We start from the raw sequence: 14,927 nt of genomic DNA on the forward strand, positions 1-14,927 counted from the left end.
ACGGCACCGCGGGCGCCTGAACTCCACCCTGGATGTGAGGGCTTCCGAGCAGTGGCGGGAACCAGCCCTTCGACCACAAATCAACTACTCTGGGAGACATCGTGTCCAGTCAGGACGCGCTTTTTTGGGGGAAAAATGAAACGCTTGGCGACCATCGCACTCACCGTATCACTACTCTTTGGAGGCAGTGTCACCGCGGTGCCGGCTGCCCAAGCCGCGGTGTCGGTTGCCCTGCCGGCAGCCAAGAAAACGGTCGCCAAAACCGCGATCACCACCCATCCCAGGTCCGTCACCGCGGTCAAGGGATCAACGGCGAAGTTCTCCGCGAGTTCCAAGGGCCACAAGCTCAAATACCAGTGGCAGCTCAAGACGTCCAAGGCACCCGCCTGGAAGAATGTTTCAGGGGCCACCGGGAAGTCACTGACACTGAAGAAGATCAAAACGGGTGCCTCCAAGAACCAATACCGGGTCCGCGTCACCGGCACCAACGGCAAGGTGACCTCCAAGAAGGCCACGCTCACCGTACGCAACCACTACAAGCCCGTGGTGTCGCATCTTTCGACCACAACCTTCGAGGTGGGACGCGCCGCAACGTTGCGGATCACCGGCCGGAACTTCCACGACGTCACATCCATCACCGTTGATGGGTATCCCGCGAAGTTCAAGAAGACCGGGACGACCCGGCTGGATCTCACCGTGCCGCGCGGCTACATGGAAGAAAGCGTCCGCCTGGTTGTCTCCTCGGCAGCCGGCCGCGTCACGAAGAACATCACCTACTTCACCTACCTTTCCAATGCCGATCGCACCACGTTCCTGCGCAGCATCGACCAGTCACTGATCAGCTACGGGGCCCCCGCGGCAAAGGTCAAAACGATCTACGCGAACGCCCGCGGCTACATTGCCTCCCCCAAGGCCTGGGAAGCCAAGGCCTACGACCAATGGCAGATCGCCCTCTACGCGCTGGAATACTCCGACGCCATACGCGAGGCCAACATCGCCGGCGACCAGTACGAAAACCTCGAGAAAATGGCCGGCTACGCGGAACAAGTGGGAGACGCAGGGAAGGCGCGGCAGTATCGCACCCAGGCCGCGGAGTATGCCGCCACCCGCGATGCCTACAACCAAATTGCCAGCAACTCCCTGGGCTACATCCGCACCTACGGCATCAAGGTTTAGTTCGCAGCTGGATGGGAAGGGCCGCATAAAGTGTTGCGGGTCTGGGCAGCAATGGAACGGGATTGCGCGGTCGGCCCTCGACTTGAGAGTTCCAGTCTGGTCCGCAGAGAACTTCCCGCGGATTTCTCGGGGTATCGGCCACAAGGACGATGGGTACGAAACGGGCGAATGGCCTTTGGACGCCGCATGCCACCAGGCTGATTTGCGACCCATTCAGCCGGCCTCCTGTCACAAAACCCCAAGTAAAACCGTAGATGTATAGGGTTGCCGTCATCACACTCGCACACACCTCTGGGGGAACCATCAAACGGATCATCACCGCGCTCGCTTCCGGCGCGCTCATCTTGGGCTCAATCGGCCTGGCCGCACCGGCGGCCGCTGCACCTGTGGCACCGACGAAGAACTTCAACGTCTCCGTTGCGGCCGCGAAGGCCAAGGCGCCGAAGATCGTCAACGGCAAGCTCACGACCACGAGGACCAAGAAGCCCAACGCCTCGGTGCAAAAGGTCAGGCTTCCGGTCCTGCAGAACTCCACGGCCAAGAACCGCAAGGCCTTTGCCAAGCTCGCCCAGGCCGCGGTGAAAGCCGAGCTCAAAACCTTCAACAGCGGTCGCAAGGGCGGCTGCGGCAGCAACACCGCCGAATTCGAGATCACGCCACTGGACAAGGGCATCTACAAGGGCCGGTACGCGTCGGTCAGCCTCTCCAGCTACATGTACATGTGCGGAGCCAGCGCCCATAGCGGGGCACGGTCATTCACCCTGGATTTGAAGACCGGCAAGAAGGTTGGCATTGGCACCTTCGTGGCCCAGGACGACATCACCACCAAGGTCGCGGTGGCCACCAACTTCCATGCAGCGAAGAACACCTGCATCGACGACCTAGCCCCGAGGGCGCCCAAGAATTCACAGGGCTACATCCCCCGGCCCACCGCCTGGACGCTCTCAACCAAGGGCATCAAGTTCCACTATGAGAAGTACTCGATTGGAGCCGGTGCGTGCGGTGCACCGAGCGTCTTGCTGCCCTGGAGCGAAGTGGCGACCGCCAAGGCCATGAAGGGAACCGTCAAGAACCGTGTCTACGTCAATGGGTTGCGCTACGACAAGAAGACCAAGTACTACTACGGGACCGCCATCACCACCTCGGTCCAGGGGCGCAAGGTCACCGTCTTTGAAAGCAGCGTGGTCGGCGACGGCGCCTGCTTCCATGGCGTCCGCTCCGGCAAGACCGCAACCGTCGGCTACAACTGGGGACAGGATGCGAAGATCAAGCTGAAGCTCAAGGACACCGGCGCGAACCCGAAGTTCAACGTAGCCACATTCGGCAAGGGCTGGCGCGAAGCCAATGCGGCGGACCTCAAGGTGCTCAAGGGCGCCTTTGGAAGCACCAAGTACTCGGCACGCGTGGTCTGCGGAGCATAGTCACACTCCTTGATGGCCCCGCGGCTGCCCGATCACCGGCGGCCTCGGGGCCATCGCTGTGCCCGGGCGCAGTCACGAACCACTCACGCATGCCCAGACGGGGATTCTTGGAAATCCGGACTGATCTTGGAGCCATGGCGCACCAAACGGAGTGGCTTGTTACTGGGGCGATCCATTCCAACCGCCGATAACCGCACATCTGACATGAAACCGCTCTACTGGATTGGCTATCCAGGCCAGGTTCCTCCGGCCCCACACGTCGACCCCATCAGCCGGGGCACGTATCCCGTCCTGGGCTTTGAGTTGTGGGTGGATTTCGCCACCTGGCAGCGGAATGATCAATTTTTACTGCCGGATGCGGGCCCGACTCACACGCAGCAGCGCACCGTTCTCGCATGCTCAATTGGGAACCGCTTAACCTCATCCTCCGCCGTGACTCACCCGCCCACCGAAGGCGACCGTGGCACCCACTGGATCCACCTACTCGGGCTCTAAAAAATATGATTTGGGCCGTGATATATTATTTTTATGCCAGCCGTGGGAAAAGTGACGACGAATGGAATGCGCATCAGCGACGCGGTGCGCAGCGACATCCTCAACGCCCGGTGGGTACCCGGGGGCAAGCTGCAGCCGGCGACCCTGGCCGACTTGTACCAAACCAGCACCACGGTGATTCGCGAGGCATTGACCTTGCTGGCCGGGGACGGCTTGGTGTCCATCAAGCCAAATCGGGGCTTCTTCGTTCCGGAACTTAACGTGAGAGAACTCCAAGACCTCACCGAGCTACGGTGCATCACCGAGGCCCTCGCCTCCGGATTGGCCATCGAACGCGGGGACTCCACGTGGGAGACTGATCTGGTAGCGGCCCACTATCGACTGGCCAGAATCCCCCGGCACACCAGCGAGGATTCGACCCACTTGAGCGAGGAATGGGTAGCCGCCCACCGGGGCTTCCACGAGGCTCTGCTGCGGGCAAGCGGGAGCCCGGTGATCAATCACCTGGCCTCGAACCTGGCTGACCATACCGCTCTGTACAGGCGATGGGCCGCGCTTTCACCGGTGTCGGCGAAACGCGACATCGACGCGGAACACCAAGCCATCCTGGATGCGGCACTTGCCCGCGACGCACCCCTGACCGCGAGCCTCCTGCGCACCCACTACGAAGAAACGGTAAATGTGGTCCTCGCTGCCGGACTGGCGCACGAGAGCAAGTCCCCGCGACATTAAGCCACCACGCCTCCGGCAACCGGGAGCGCACGAATCGGATCCACCTGGAACATCAAGAGGGCCGTGGCCCGGAACCGCTGCCCCGGCACTTCCCGACTCTCGCGATACCGCTGGACGACACGCACGGAAGCCACAAATCAGAGAATTTTCCTCCCCTACCTACCCCCGTTGCACGTCACGGGGACATCCGGGGACGAACAGCTCGGAATGAACGACCTCCACGTCAACGGCACCCGCAACGCTTCCGAACCCACCCAAGACCCCCGAGCCGGTCTTCCGCGCTGCGCAATCCCGGGAACGCCCCGACGTGGTGTTCGACCGTTTTTGGCACGTCGAGCCGGGCTCAACGGCGTGCGGTAAATCCTGCCCCATCCGGGATCCCCCTCGAACGGGTCCTAGGCCTCTTGTCCGCGGGAAAAGGCACCCAAGATTGGCTTGGGAGGCAGTGTGCCGAACCGCGTTCGGCCAGGCCCCCGGCCAGGCTTCGAAACCGCCCGGGGACCACGGATCGTGCCCGAGCGTTCCTCCGGGGAAACGTCCCGTGTCCCCGGAGGTGTGGGGCTAGCCGCGGGAGGGCGACGCTGCTCCCTGCACCAGGCCGGCGCGCAGGATCACGTCAACGGTCGCCTGGTAGTGGGCCCGCAGCAGCGAGGCCGTGAGGACCGCATCGCGGGCGAGGGCTGCCTCCAGGATGTCCAGGTGTTCCTTCTCCACGTCGCGCACCGACGCCGCATCGGAGGGTGCCGCCCAGCATCGGTACAATTCGGTGTGGTCGGCCAGATTCGCGGCCAGTCGGGTCATGTGCGGGCAGGCGCAGGCCTCGAGCAGTTTCGTGTGGAACGCCCGGTGCGCGGCGGCCCACTCCCCGTTGATGTGGACCAGGTCCCCGGCAGCCCGGCGGGGGGTGCGCACCAACCCGTAGTGGGCGGCCATCAGGTCCGACTCCCACTCCAGGCCGCCTCGTTCAAGGGACAGGCTCACGGCCAGTTCCTCGGTGATGCACCGCAGCTCCGTGATGTCACGCAACTCCCTGAGGTCCAGCTCGCTGACGAAAAATCCCCTATTCGGGATCACCACCACCAACCCATCGCCCGCCAGCCTGGTCAGTGCCTCCCGGATGACGGTGGTGCTCGAGTCATACCGGGCCGCGAGCACCCCGGGCTGCAGCTTCCCCCCGGGGGGCCACTGGGCGGCCAAGAGGTCCGCGCGTACCGCGTCAATGGTGCGGGTGATGTTGTTGGGCGATGCAAGAGCCATAGCAATAATCTACCATCCCTGAATAAAACATTATCTTTGACAAGTAGGTAAATCACCCCTAGGCTCCATGTGAGTCACAACACCTCGCCGGTTCCGGACCAGCCAGGGATCTCCCTCCACCTGAAGCGGAGACTCCGCTGGGCCGGAGACCGCCCCGGCATCATGCCAGTCGGTCCCGGCAGGCACCAACCACAGGGAACCTTCCTGTACGAAAGGAACAACGCGTGAACTACGCCAGCTTTGTCGCCACCGACGGGAGCCCCACCTGGGGCATCATCACCGAGGGCACCGCCTACGACCTGGGCCCCACGGGCCTGAGCCTGGCCGATGGCCTGCGTGAAGCCGTGGTCAAGGGCATCTTCGGGGCAGTGGGAGAGCAATACCTCAACGCACCGTCCCGCCCGGAGGCGGAGCTCGAATTCCTTCCCACCCTCACCGACCCGGGAAAGATCATCTGCGTCGGGGTGAACTACCGCAGCCACCAGGAGGAATCCGGGAAGACCGAGCAGAAGGCCCCCACCATCTTCACCCGGTTCGCCGATTCGCAAATGGGCCACCTGCAGCCGGCCCTGAAGCCAGCCTCCACCGAGCAGTACGACTACGAGGGCGAAATGGCCCTGGTCATCGGCAAGGAAGCCTACCGGGTCTCCGAGGACGACGCGTGGGACCACATCGCCGGCTACGCGGCCTACAACGACTTCAGCGTCCGGGACTGGCAACGCGCCGCCTCGCAGTGGACCCCGGGCAAGAACTTCCCGGGCACCGGCGCCTTCGGCCCCTACCTGGTGCCGGCACAGGTCCTCGGGGACGTCACCAAGCTGACCCTGCAGACCCGCGTCAACGGAGAGGTCCGCCAAAAGGCCTCGGTGGCAGACCTCTACTTCACGATCCCCCAGCTGATCGCCTACATCACCGGGTTCACCCGCCTGTCCCCCGGCGACGTCATCGTGACCGGGACCCCCGGCGGGGTGGGACTGTTCACGCCCGAGGGCCTGCTCTCCGCCGGCGACGTGGTGGAAGTCGAGATCACCGGCCTCGGCATACTCCGCAACACCGTAGTCGACGCCGCCTAACACCCCCGAGCAAAGGAACACACCATGACGGTTGCAGTCTGCACCCTGTCCCATTCGCCGCTTTTCGGCATCAACGACCCGGGACCCGAAACCCTGGCCGAGGTCAACGCGGCCCTCGATGAGGTCCGCGACTTCGTGAAGCGCTTCGACCCGGAAATCACCATCGTCTTCGGCCCCGACCACTACAACGGCGTCTTCTACGACATGATGCCTGCCTTCTGCATCGGTTCCGCGGCCCGTTCCGTCGGGGACTGGGGAACCGAGCCCGGCCCGCTTCCGGTGGACCGTGCCGCGGCGCGAACCCTGGTGGCCGCCGTCCTGGATGCGGGCCTCGACGTCGCCCAGTCCGAGGAAATGCACGTCGACCACGGGATTTCCCAGCCGTTGGAGTTCATCTTCGGACCGGGCTACGAAAACCCGGTCGTCCCGATCTTCATCAATGCCGTGGGGCTCCCCCTGGGCCCGATGGAACGCGTGCGGCTCCTGGGCGAAGCGGTGGGGCGCGAGGTTTCCTCCTGGAACAAGCGCGTGCTGATCATTGGATCGGGCGGCCTGTCCCACGACCCGCCGGTGCCGCGGCTGGAGGAAGCCTCCCCGGAAGTCATCGAACGCCTGATCGATGGCCGCAATCCCTCCCCGGAGCTGCGCGCCGAACGCGAACGCCGGGTTATCGAGGCCGGCAAGGCCCATGCGGCCGGGGACTCCCCCTTCCAGGAAATCAACCCCGGGTACGACACCTTGGTCATGGACACCCTGGCCGCCGGCGACGTCACGGCCACCGACGGGTGGGCCAACGACTGGATGGAGAAGGAAGGTGGGCACTCCGCGCACGAGATCCGAACGTGGGTGGCGTCCTACGCCGCACTGTCCACGACCGGGGACTACACGGTGACCAACCGCTGGTACTGGCCGGTGCAGGAATGGATGACCGGATTCGGCATCATGACAGCTATCTCGAAGGAGTCTTGACATGAAAAAAACCATCGACATCGAAACCCGCCTGGCGATCCAGGCACTCACCGCGGAACACGCCTACAGGCTTGACCACGGCCTGGCCGACACCCTCCACGAACTCTATTCGGTGGACGGCGAAATGCTCGGCCTGCCGCCCCGGGACCTGATCGGGCGCGAAGCCCTGGCCGCCTGGGGTGCCGAGCGCGTCAAGCTGCCCCGCACCTCCCGCCACGTCGAGACCAACCACCGGCTGCAGTGGGTCGACGGGGAACTCACGGGAACGCTGTGCGCCACCGTGTACCGCAGCGACAGCCCGGATACCAGCGACACCGCACCCTTCATGGTCGGCGACTACGAGGACGACTTCGTGCAGGAGAACGGCGAGTGGAAAATCCGCCGCCGGGTCATCCGCCGCGCCTTCCGGGCGCAACGCTAGGCAGGACATCGTGGCCCGTTACCTCCCCACCACCGCAAGGGAAACATCTTTATGAGTACCGCTTCCACCCACAGTGCCGGCATGAAAGCCAAGGCCTACAACCTCAACGAGCTGGATTTGCAGCAGGTCCGACCCGGGTTTTCCCGCACCGGGATCCGGTCCGACGAGGCCGTCACGACCGTCAACTGGTTCGAGCCCGGCTACAAGACGGCCGGCCCGCACTCGCACCCCTTCGACCAGCTCAGCTACGTGCTGACCGGGGCCATGCGGTTCTATGTCAACGACGAGGTCTTTGACCTGGTTGCTCCGGCGGTCCTCCACATTCCCGGCGGCGCCCCGCACTGCGCCGAGCCCTTGGGAGAGGAAAGGGTGCTGAACCTCGACGTCTTCGCCCCGCTGCGCGAGGACTACCTGGCACTGTGCGAACACCAGGGGTACGGACAATGAAAGCCGTGCGCTTCAGGACGGCCGGCGGTCCCGAAACCCTCGCCCTCGAAGAACTGCCCTCCCCAACCCCCGGGCCGGGCGAAGTGCTCATCCAGGTGGCAGGAGCCGGCCTGAACCGAGCCGACTCGCTCCAGCGCCGGGGACGCTACAGCCTCCCACCCGAAGCGTCGGAGATCTTCGGACTGGAAGTCTCCGGCACCATCGCCCAGGTGGGCCCCGGGGTCGAGGACTTTGTCCCCGGGGACCACGTCATGGCGCTGCTGGCCTCGGGCGGGTACGCGGAATTCGTTGCCGTCAACGCCGGCCATGTCCTTCCAGTCCCCCGCGGCATGGACCTCCTCGAAGCGGCCGGAATACCGGAGGCGGCCGCGACGCTGGTGTCCAACCTCCTGGGGACCGCCCGCTTCCAGCCCGGGGAAACCGTGCTGATCCACGGGGCCACCGGCGGGATCGGGGTCTTCGGGATCCAACTGGTCAAGGCCCTGGGCGGGCGGGTCGCGGTGACCGCGTCCACCGACGCGAAGCTGGAGACGGCGCGGGGCCTGGGAGCCGACGTGCTGATCAATTACACCGAGGACGACTTCGCCGCCCGGATGAGTGCCGAGGGAGGTGCCGACATCATCCTCGACACCGTCGGCGGCCCCTACCTCGGATCGAACCTCCAGGCCCTGGCGACGTTCGGGCGGATCGTGACCATCGGCCTGCAGGGCGGGGCCGAGGGCACCCTGGACCTTGCGGCCCTGATGAAGAAGAAGGCGTCCGTCGCCGGAACCCTGCTTCGAGACCGCACCCCGGAGCAGAAGGCCGAGATCATGAACGAGGTCAAGCGCGTCGTGGTCCCGCTGCTGGAAACCGGCGCCGTCAAGCCGGTCATGGAACGGGTCTACCCGTTCTCGGACGTGGCAGCGGCACACGCCCACTTCGAGACCAAGAGCCACGTCGGCAAGATCGTCCTGGATCTCCTCCAGGCCCGGTAGCGGCTTCCGCCGCCACCGGCGAGGCTGAAGCTCTCCCCGACCCGGCACCCAGGGTCCGTGCCTGCACCTGAGGGCACGGACCCGCCCCACACCCCGGCGGACGCGATTGCGCCCGTCACATCCAACAATCAAGAACACTCCTAAGGAACCGACATGAACGCAGAATCGACACAGGTCATGGAGCCCGACACGGCCGCCGGACCGGCAGGCGATCTCATCTATGACCTCGTCATCGTGGGGTACGGCCCCAGCGGCGTCACCGCCGCAAACCTCGCGATCCTCAAGGGGATGCGGATCGCCGTCGTGGAGAAGGACACCGAGGTCTTTCCCCGGCAGCGGGCCATCTCGTGCGACGACGAAGTCATGCGCGTGTTCCAGACCATCGGCCTGGTCGCTCCCATCCGGGCCACCATGCACGAGGGCGTCACCTCCACGTTCGTCACGTCCAAGGGCAAGACACTGCTGAGCCTGGCATCCACCATCACGCACAACGGCTACCACCAGCGCAACTTCTTCCACCAGCCCTACCTCGAATCCGAGCTACGCAAGGGCGTGCTGCGCCGCGAAGACCTTGCCGACCTCTACTTCGGCGCCGAAGTCCTCAGCGTCGAGGACGGCCCCGACTTCGCCCTGGTCACCTCCAAGGACGTGGCCACCGGGGAAACCCAAACCCTGCGCGGCAAGTATGTCCTGGCCTGCGACGGCGGCAGCAGCTCGGTGCGCAAGTCCCTCGGCCTGGCCATGGAGGGCAAGTCCCTGCCCGACCCCTGGTTCGACGTCCAGGGTGAGGCCCTGGGAAAGATGCCCGGCTCCCCGCACTTCAAGTTCGTCTGCGACCCCAAACGCGCCGGCGTCGACTGCCCCTGCCCGGCCGGGATGCACCGCTACGAGTGGCGGCTGAACCCGGACGAAGACCCCACCGAAATCACCGAGAACGGAAAGGTTTGGGACACGATCAGCCGGCTGGCGCAAAAGACCACCGGAAACCCTTCGGTGTCCATCGATGAGCGGGACCTGGAAATGAAAAGGACCTGGCGCTATGTCTTCCAGGTCCGCCGGGCCGCCAACTGGCGATCCGGACGGATCCTGCTCGTGGGCGACGCCGCCCACCTCATGCCGGCGTTCGCCGGCGCGGGCATGGCCTCGGCGATCCGGGACACCGTCAACGTGGTCTGGAAGATACACGAGGTCCTTGCCGGCCGTGCAGCCGACACCCTGCTCGACACCTACCAGCAGGAGCGGGGCCCGCACGTGGAGGCCTTCACCAAGTACGCCGAAAAGCTCGGTCGCATCGTGCAGGTCAAGTCCCCGGTCCTCGCGCTGCTGCGCAACGCCTACTACCGGACCCTGCGCCACATCCCCGGGCTGCGCGCCTACACCACCACGATGAAGGGCAAGCCGGTCCCCGGCTTCTCCGAGGGCTTCGTGGCCGCCTCCACGAACAAGAAGACCCCCGCGGGCAGGACCTTCCCCAACGTCGATGTCGGCACCGAACACGGCCGCATGCTTATCGACGACTACATCGGCTACAACTTCGCCGTGTTCGGCCTGGACGAGGACCCCCGCACCCTCCTGGACGCGGAAGAAGTACGGGCCTGGGAACGGCTCGGTGCACGGTTCATACGGATCCGCACCGGAACGCTGCTGGCCGGGACCGACGAGGTCGGCGATCCCGTGGGTCGGCTCTGGGAGTGGTTCCAGAGCCACAAGAACGCACGCCTGGCCGTCGTCCGGCCTGACCACATCGTCTACGGCGTGGACACCGACGAGGTCCGGCTCATCCCCGACCACCTGAAGCAGACCGCCCGGTCCTCGACCGGGGCCCACCGGTAGGGAACCTCCCGCCAAGGACCACCCAGACCATGAAACACACGGTTACCCAACGAAGTGAAACGGAGCAATGGTGAAGCAACTAACAACCCCCGAGGGACAGGCCATCGAAGCGCCGCCCCTGAGCCAGAAAACCGCAGCGCGCCGGGCCATGATGGCCAGCTACCTCGGCACAACCGTCGAGTTCTATGACTTCTTCATCTACGGGACGGCAGCGGCCCTGATCTTCCCCACGGTGTTCTTTACGGACCTGCCCATGCAGCTGGGCGTGACCCTGTCCTACCTCACGCTGGCGGCAGGCTACGTCGCACGCCCCGTGGGAGGCATCCTCTTCGGGCACTTTGGCGACCGGGTCGGACGCAAGCGCATGCTGCTCATCACCATGCTCATGATGGGCTTGGTCTCGATCGCCATGGGCGTGCTGCCCGGGACCGAAACCATCGGCTATGCGGCCCCGGTGGTCCTGGTGCTGCTGCGCCTGGTCCAGGGCATCGCCGTCGGCGGCGAATGGGCCGGCGCCGCGCTGATGGCCCTGGAGCACGCGCAACCCAAGAACCGCGGCTTTGCCGCCAGCCTGGCCGTGAGCGGCGCCCCCTCCGGTGCGGTCCTGGCGACCCTGGTGTTCGGAGCCGTGTCGATGCTTCCGCAAGAACAGCTGCTGCAGTGGGGTTGGCGGGTCGCGTTCCTCCTGTCGGTGGGCCTGGTGTTCCTGGCGATGTACCTGCGGTCCCGTGTCACCGAATCCCCGGAGTTCGAGCGCGAAAAGGCAGAGCGCGACAACGCAAAGGCGCCCGTGGCCCCCCTGGTGGCGGTCCTCAAGAAGCACCCGGGACGATTGGCCAGCGCCATCCTCTCCGGCATCGCCCCGCTCTTCCTCCAGTCGCTGCTGGCGACCTTCGCGATCTCCTACGCGGTCACCCAGGGACATGCGCAGGCCACGGTGCTGTGGATGGTGACCATCGCGAACTTCCTGATGATCTTCTCGGTCCCCGCCTTCGCGGCGCTCTCCGACCGCATCGGCCGCAGGCCCGTCATGCTGGCAGGGTACATTTTCGGCGGATCGATGATCTGGATCATTTTCCGGCTCATCGACTCGGGAAACGTGCTCCTGCTCCTGGCCGCGATCGTCATTGGCAACCCGATCGCCAACGGCATGATGTACGGCCCGCTGGGCGCATTCTTCTCTGAGAAGTTCGACACGGGTTCGCGCTACACCGGAGTGTCCCTCTCCTACCAGCTCTCCACGCTGCTGGGGGCCGGGTTCGCCCCGCTCATCGCCTCATCACTGCTGTTCGCAGGAAGCGGCGGGACCCATTTGGTGTCGCTTCTCTTCACGGGGCTCTGCGTGTTCGGCGCCCTGGCCGTCTGGTTCAGCAGGGAAACGCGCGGAACGCTCTAGGGTGCAGGGCGGGAGCACACGATCCACGGGAACTCTCGGCAGATCGCGAGTCATCCCCTCGCCCTGTAGCAGTCCCCAGATCGCCCAAAGAAGCAGATAACCGTCCAACAAACCCGAAAGTGCCCACGGCCCGGTGCTCCAAAGACGGAGCACCGGGCCACGACGGGCTGGTGCCACCCCGGGTACCACTCCAACCCCGCAAGAACGCCGGCATGATCCCGTCACCTAACCCATCGCGTTTCTTGTAAAAAGCCGACGCTGGCAGTCGTCCCTAACATGCCGCTCCGCCATGCCGAAACGCCGATAACGGTTCATACGTTTTGTAGAACGGCTCTCGACCTTGGCCTTCCCACTTTTGATGGTGTCCGGTCTCACCATAGTTGTCAGTTTTCTCATTGAAACTGTCAGTCTACGGAATTCCTGGTCTGTCTCATCTGACCTGTCAGTCCGGTTCAAAGAAGCCAGTTGCTGATAATCCTGCATCCGTACGGCCGCCCGGCCGCCTACCGGCTATCGACGCGCAGCCCTACTTGCCGAGCTGCCCATACGAAACTGACAGAATGAATGAGACGCCACGAGCCATTCTTGTCTCATCCAACCTGTCAGTTCCCAAGTCGGCACTGACAAATATGATGAGACCGGACAGATGGCGTCCTTTCGGCCAGTTGGAAAACTTCCTACAATGAACGAACCTTGCCGGTCGTTTGGTGGCGGAATGAGTCTCCCGTCCCTGCTGGCTTGCAGGGAACGGGGGTTTGGAAAGTGCGGAGGAATGACAGCGACCGAACTTCCTTGTCTTCCCGAAGACGGACCTATGGCCAGCTCGCCGCGGACCTCGGTCGGTTGCCGGACGGCACGGACGGCACGGACGGCACGGACGGCACGGACTAGCCTTCGGCGGTGAAGCGTCGGATTCGTCTTATAGAGTTTGGGTTAGCGGCAACAGCGCCAGGGACATCCCGGAAAATCTGCCATAGCTGTGGGAGGTTCCCCATTCGCAGCCGACGCCGTCCCCCTCACTGCCCAAATCACGGCTGTACCCCGGGTCTCCGACGGAGATCGTGTCGGTCCTCGTCTCCCGCACCGCATCACCTTTCTGGCAGGAGGTGGAGGCCTCAAGTGCGTCCCCGAGCAGCAATTCCGCCGCGGCTTTCCGGTCGGCTGCCTTCTTGGCCTTGGTTTCGGCAGCAGTCTTCTCCTGTGGAGCTTTCGTCGCGTTGGCTCCGGATACGGCTGTCTCCTGCGCCGCCTTCTTCGCTGCTTCTTCCTGGGCTTGGATGGTAGCACGATCGTGGTTTGCCTCATCCTCCCGGAACAGGGTCCCGGTTTTGTCCCTGTCACAGTGGTTGTTCTGCTCGCCTCGGGTCATCACCAGGTGGTCTGCCTCGCACGGCCCGCCGAGGAAACTGACCAATTCCGGGCCCGCGTCCTGGTCATTGCCCACCGTGGGTGCGGATTCCCCGGAACGCAGGGTCCAGACTCTCGGGTTGAGGATTTCTATCAGAGAACCGCGGCCACCGGGCTGCGCCCAACGCCCGCAATACATCCAAGTGATGCCAGCGGGCTTGCCACACCCGGCAAAAGGCATCGATGGGCCCATGAAAGACAGTTGGCGACACGGATCCTGCACTACCCGGTCAAGAGCTTCTCCCCCTTCCCAAGGCGGTGACCTCTACCGGGAGTAAGAAGTTGGAGCGCACTGCGGCCGCGGCACGTATCCGAATCCTCTGCACTGCCCCCGGAAACGGTGGCCACGGGTTCACCGGGTTCGGACAGGTGATCWCCCGGGTTCCGCCCTCGAGGCTCAGGGTCCATGCCATTGGAATGGTTGGTGCTGGTCATGAACGGGATTCTTCCTCTCCTGCCGCGATCGGCGGGCTGGTTCGTTCCTGGATTAAGGTGAATTCCTTTGATTTCCTTGCATCGCCATCAGCCCCGTTCACGACGGTCACGGGAATCATCCCGGTGTCGAAGTCGCTGTCCCAGTCGGTCTTGGGCAGCGTGGTCTCGGCAATCCGGCTCGGACCGTCGGTGTTTGCCTGCGCGCGCAGGAAGGACATGTGCACCTCGTACTGGTCAAGCACGTCGGAGATGATCTGCTCGCGGGTGCAGCCCATGAGGTCGTATCCGTGGGAGCCCTCTTGGGAGAAGACCTCCATGCGGTAATAGTGCTCCCCGGTGGAGGAGATCCGTGCGTAGGAGGGCACCTTGAGCTGGACCGGGTAGACCTGGTACTTAAAGTAGCGCTCGTCCCCTAGCTGGACCACCACATCCACGGAATCTATGCCGAGCTGCCCTACCGGTTCGACGCTCAGTTCACCCACGGCACCCGCGGCGATGAATTCCGCCAGGRCCTCTTCGAGGGCCGGCCGAACCACCCCTTGGACGAAGCGCTGGGCCGCACGCTGGCCGGGGTAGGCCATGGTGCGGGCCAGGCGTTGGCGCCAGCCGCGCCGGTGGTCGATCCCGGTCGATCCGGTGCGCGAGGTAAGCACGGTGTGCAGGGTGTTCTTGTAGCTTCCGGCCAGCGCGCGCTCGACGCGCAGCGCCTTGTAGAGCCCCAGCATGATGAACACCAGCACCACCGAGAACGGCAGGCCCATGATCACCGTGGCATTCTGCAGCGTGGGCACCCCGCCGACCAGCAGCATCGCCAAGGTCAGCAGGCCGGTGGCCACCGACCAGAAGACGCGCACCCACTTGGGGCCGTCGGATTCGGCGTCCTTGAGG

The 14,927-nt window shown here is 64.5% G+C and carries 13 protein-coding genes; 10 read left to right on the forward strand and 3 right to left on the reverse strand.

Features of this window, described 5'->3' with window-relative positions; genetic code table 11:
- The first annotated feature begins 135 nt into the window (after positions 1 to 135).
- From BLJ79_RS16595 to BLJ79_RS16605, 3 genes are all read left to right on the forward strand, one after another.
- Positions 136 to 1,176 carry a choice-of-anchor Z repeating domain-containing protein gene (locus BLJ79_RS16595; RefSeq protein WP_139194919.1) on the forward strand — a complete coding sequence of 347 codons (1,041 nt, stop codon included), beginning with the start codon at positions 136 to 138 and terminating at the stop codon, positions 1,174 to 1,176.
- A gap of 254 nt (positions 1,177 to 1,430) precedes the next feature.
- A complete protein-coding gene (locus tag BLJ79_RS16600; RefSeq protein WP_071215880.1) occupies positions 1,431 to 2,597 on the forward strand; it encodes an RsiV family protein in 1,167 nt (388 codons plus the stop codon).
- A gap of 546 nt (positions 2,598 to 3,143) precedes the next feature.
- On the forward strand, positions 3,144 to 3,824 hold the full coding sequence (locus BLJ79_RS16605) for a GntR family transcriptional regulator (RefSeq protein WP_175475511.1): 681 nt from the start codon (positions 3,144 to 3,146) through the stop codon (positions 3,822 to 3,824).
- A gap of 561 nt (positions 3,825 to 4,385) precedes the next feature.
- Here BLJ79_RS16605 and BLJ79_RS16610 read toward each other — a convergent pair.
- On the reverse strand, positions 4,386 to 5,081 hold the full coding sequence (locus BLJ79_RS16610) for a GntR family transcriptional regulator (RefSeq protein ID WP_071215882.1): 696 nt from the start codon (positions 5,079 to 5,081) through the stop codon (positions 4,386 to 4,388).
- Positions 5,082 to 5,305: 224 nt separating this feature from the next.
- On the opposite strand from BLJ79_RS16610, the gene BLJ79_RS16615 reads away from it, so the two are divergent.
- The 7 genes from BLJ79_RS16615 to BLJ79_RS16645 all read left to right on the forward strand — a co-directional run bounded on the left by BLJ79_RS16615 (position 5,306) and on the right by BLJ79_RS16645 (position 12,197).
- On the forward strand, positions 5,306 to 6,154 hold the full coding sequence (locus BLJ79_RS16615) for a fumarylacetoacetate hydrolase family protein (protein ID WP_071215883.1): 849 nt from the start codon (positions 5,306 to 5,308) through the stop codon (positions 6,152 to 6,154).
- Between the two features lie 24 nt (positions 6,155 to 6,178).
- Positions 6,179 to 7,123 (forward strand): 3-carboxyethylcatechol 2,3-dioxygenase, encoded by a 945-nt coding sequence (locus BLJ79_RS16620; protein ID WP_071215884.1) that lies wholly within the window; start codon positions 6,179 to 6,181, stop codon positions 7,121 to 7,123.
- A 1-nt stretch (position 7,124) separates the two neighbouring features.
- Entirely contained in the window at positions 7,125 to 7,544 is a 420-nt protein-coding gene (locus tag BLJ79_RS16625; RefSeq protein ID WP_071215885.1) for a nuclear transport factor 2 family protein, read from the forward strand.
- A 51-nt stretch (positions 7,545 to 7,595) separates the two neighbouring features.
- On the forward strand, positions 7,596 to 7,991 hold the full coding sequence (locus BLJ79_RS16630) for a cupin domain-containing protein (RefSeq protein ID WP_083411385.1): 396 nt from the start codon (positions 7,596 to 7,598) through the stop codon (positions 7,989 to 7,991).
- Positions 7,988 to 8,968, forward strand: coding sequence for an NAD(P)H-quinone oxidoreductase (locus BLJ79_RS16635; protein ID WP_071215886.1), 981 nt, complete (start codon positions 7,988 to 7,990; stop codon positions 8,966 to 8,968). The genes BLJ79_RS16630 and BLJ79_RS16635 overlap by 4 nt, the downstream gene beginning before the upstream one ends.
- A 153-nt stretch (positions 8,969 to 9,121) precedes the next feature.
- Positions 9,122 to 10,801, forward strand: coding sequence for an FAD-dependent monooxygenase (locus BLJ79_RS16640; protein WP_071215887.1), 1,680 nt, complete (start codon positions 9,122 to 9,124; stop codon positions 10,799 to 10,801).
- 70 nt (positions 10,802 to 10,871) lie between these two features.
- On the forward strand, positions 10,872 to 12,197 hold the full coding sequence (locus BLJ79_RS16645; protein ID WP_286135470.1) for an MFS transporter: 1,326 nt from the start codon (positions 10,872 to 10,874) through the stop codon (positions 12,195 to 12,197).
- Between the two features lie 919 nt (positions 12,198 to 13,116).
- On the opposite strand, the gene BLJ79_RS16650 is transcribed toward BLJ79_RS16645, so the two are convergent.
- Both BLJ79_RS16650 and BLJ79_RS16655 read right to left on the reverse strand, forming a co-directional pair.
- Positions 13,117 to 13,641 carry a hypothetical protein gene (locus BLJ79_RS16650; protein ID WP_139194920.1) on the reverse strand — a complete coding sequence of 175 codons (525 nt, stop codon included), beginning with the start codon at positions 13,639 to 13,641 and terminating at the stop codon, positions 13,117 to 13,119.
- Between the two features lie 394 nt (positions 13,642 to 14,035).
- The coding region (locus tag BLJ79_RS16655) for a BCCT family transporter (protein WP_175475512.1) at positions 14,036 to 14,927 on the reverse strand (892 nt) is incomplete at its 5' end.

This window comes from Arthrobacter sp. UCD-GKA, from assembly GCF_001863355.1.
GTDB lineage: Bacteria > Actinomycetota > Actinomycetes > Actinomycetales > Micrococcaceae > Paeniglutamicibacter.

What these genes read in the sequence shown, in the direction of transcription:
- BLJ79_RS16595 (WP_139194919.1), top strand. Translation starts at nt 136, where the DNA reads ATGAAACGCTTGGCGACCATCGCACTCACCGTATCACTACTCTTTGGA.
- BLJ79_RS16600 (WP_071215880.1), top strand. Translation starts at nt 1,431, where the DNA reads ATGTATAGGGTTGCCGTCATCACACTCGCACACACCTCTGGGGGAACC.
- BLJ79_RS16610 (WP_071215882.1), bottom strand. Translation starts at nt 5,081, where the DNA reads ATGGCTCTTGCATCGCCCAACAACATCACCCGCACCATTGACGCGGTA.
- BLJ79_RS16620 (WP_071215884.1), top strand. Translation starts at nt 6,179, where the DNA reads ATGACGGTTGCAGTCTGCACCCTGTCCCATTCGCCGCTTTTCGGCATC.
- BLJ79_RS16625 (WP_071215885.1), top strand. Translation starts at nt 7,125, where the DNA reads ATGAAAAAAACCATCGACATCGAAACCCGCCTGGCGATCCAGGCACTC.
- BLJ79_RS16630 (WP_083411385.1), top strand. Translation starts at nt 7,596, where the DNA reads ATGAGTACCGCTTCCACCCACAGTGCCGGCATGAAAGCCAAGGCCTAC.
- BLJ79_RS16635 (WP_071215886.1), top strand. Translation starts at nt 7,988, where the DNA reads ATGAAAGCCGTGCGCTTCAGGACGGCCGGCGGTCCCGAAACCCTCGCC.
- BLJ79_RS16640 (WP_071215887.1), top strand. Translation starts at nt 9,122, where the DNA reads ATGAACGCAGAATCGACACAGGTCATGGAGCCCGACACGGCCGCCGGA.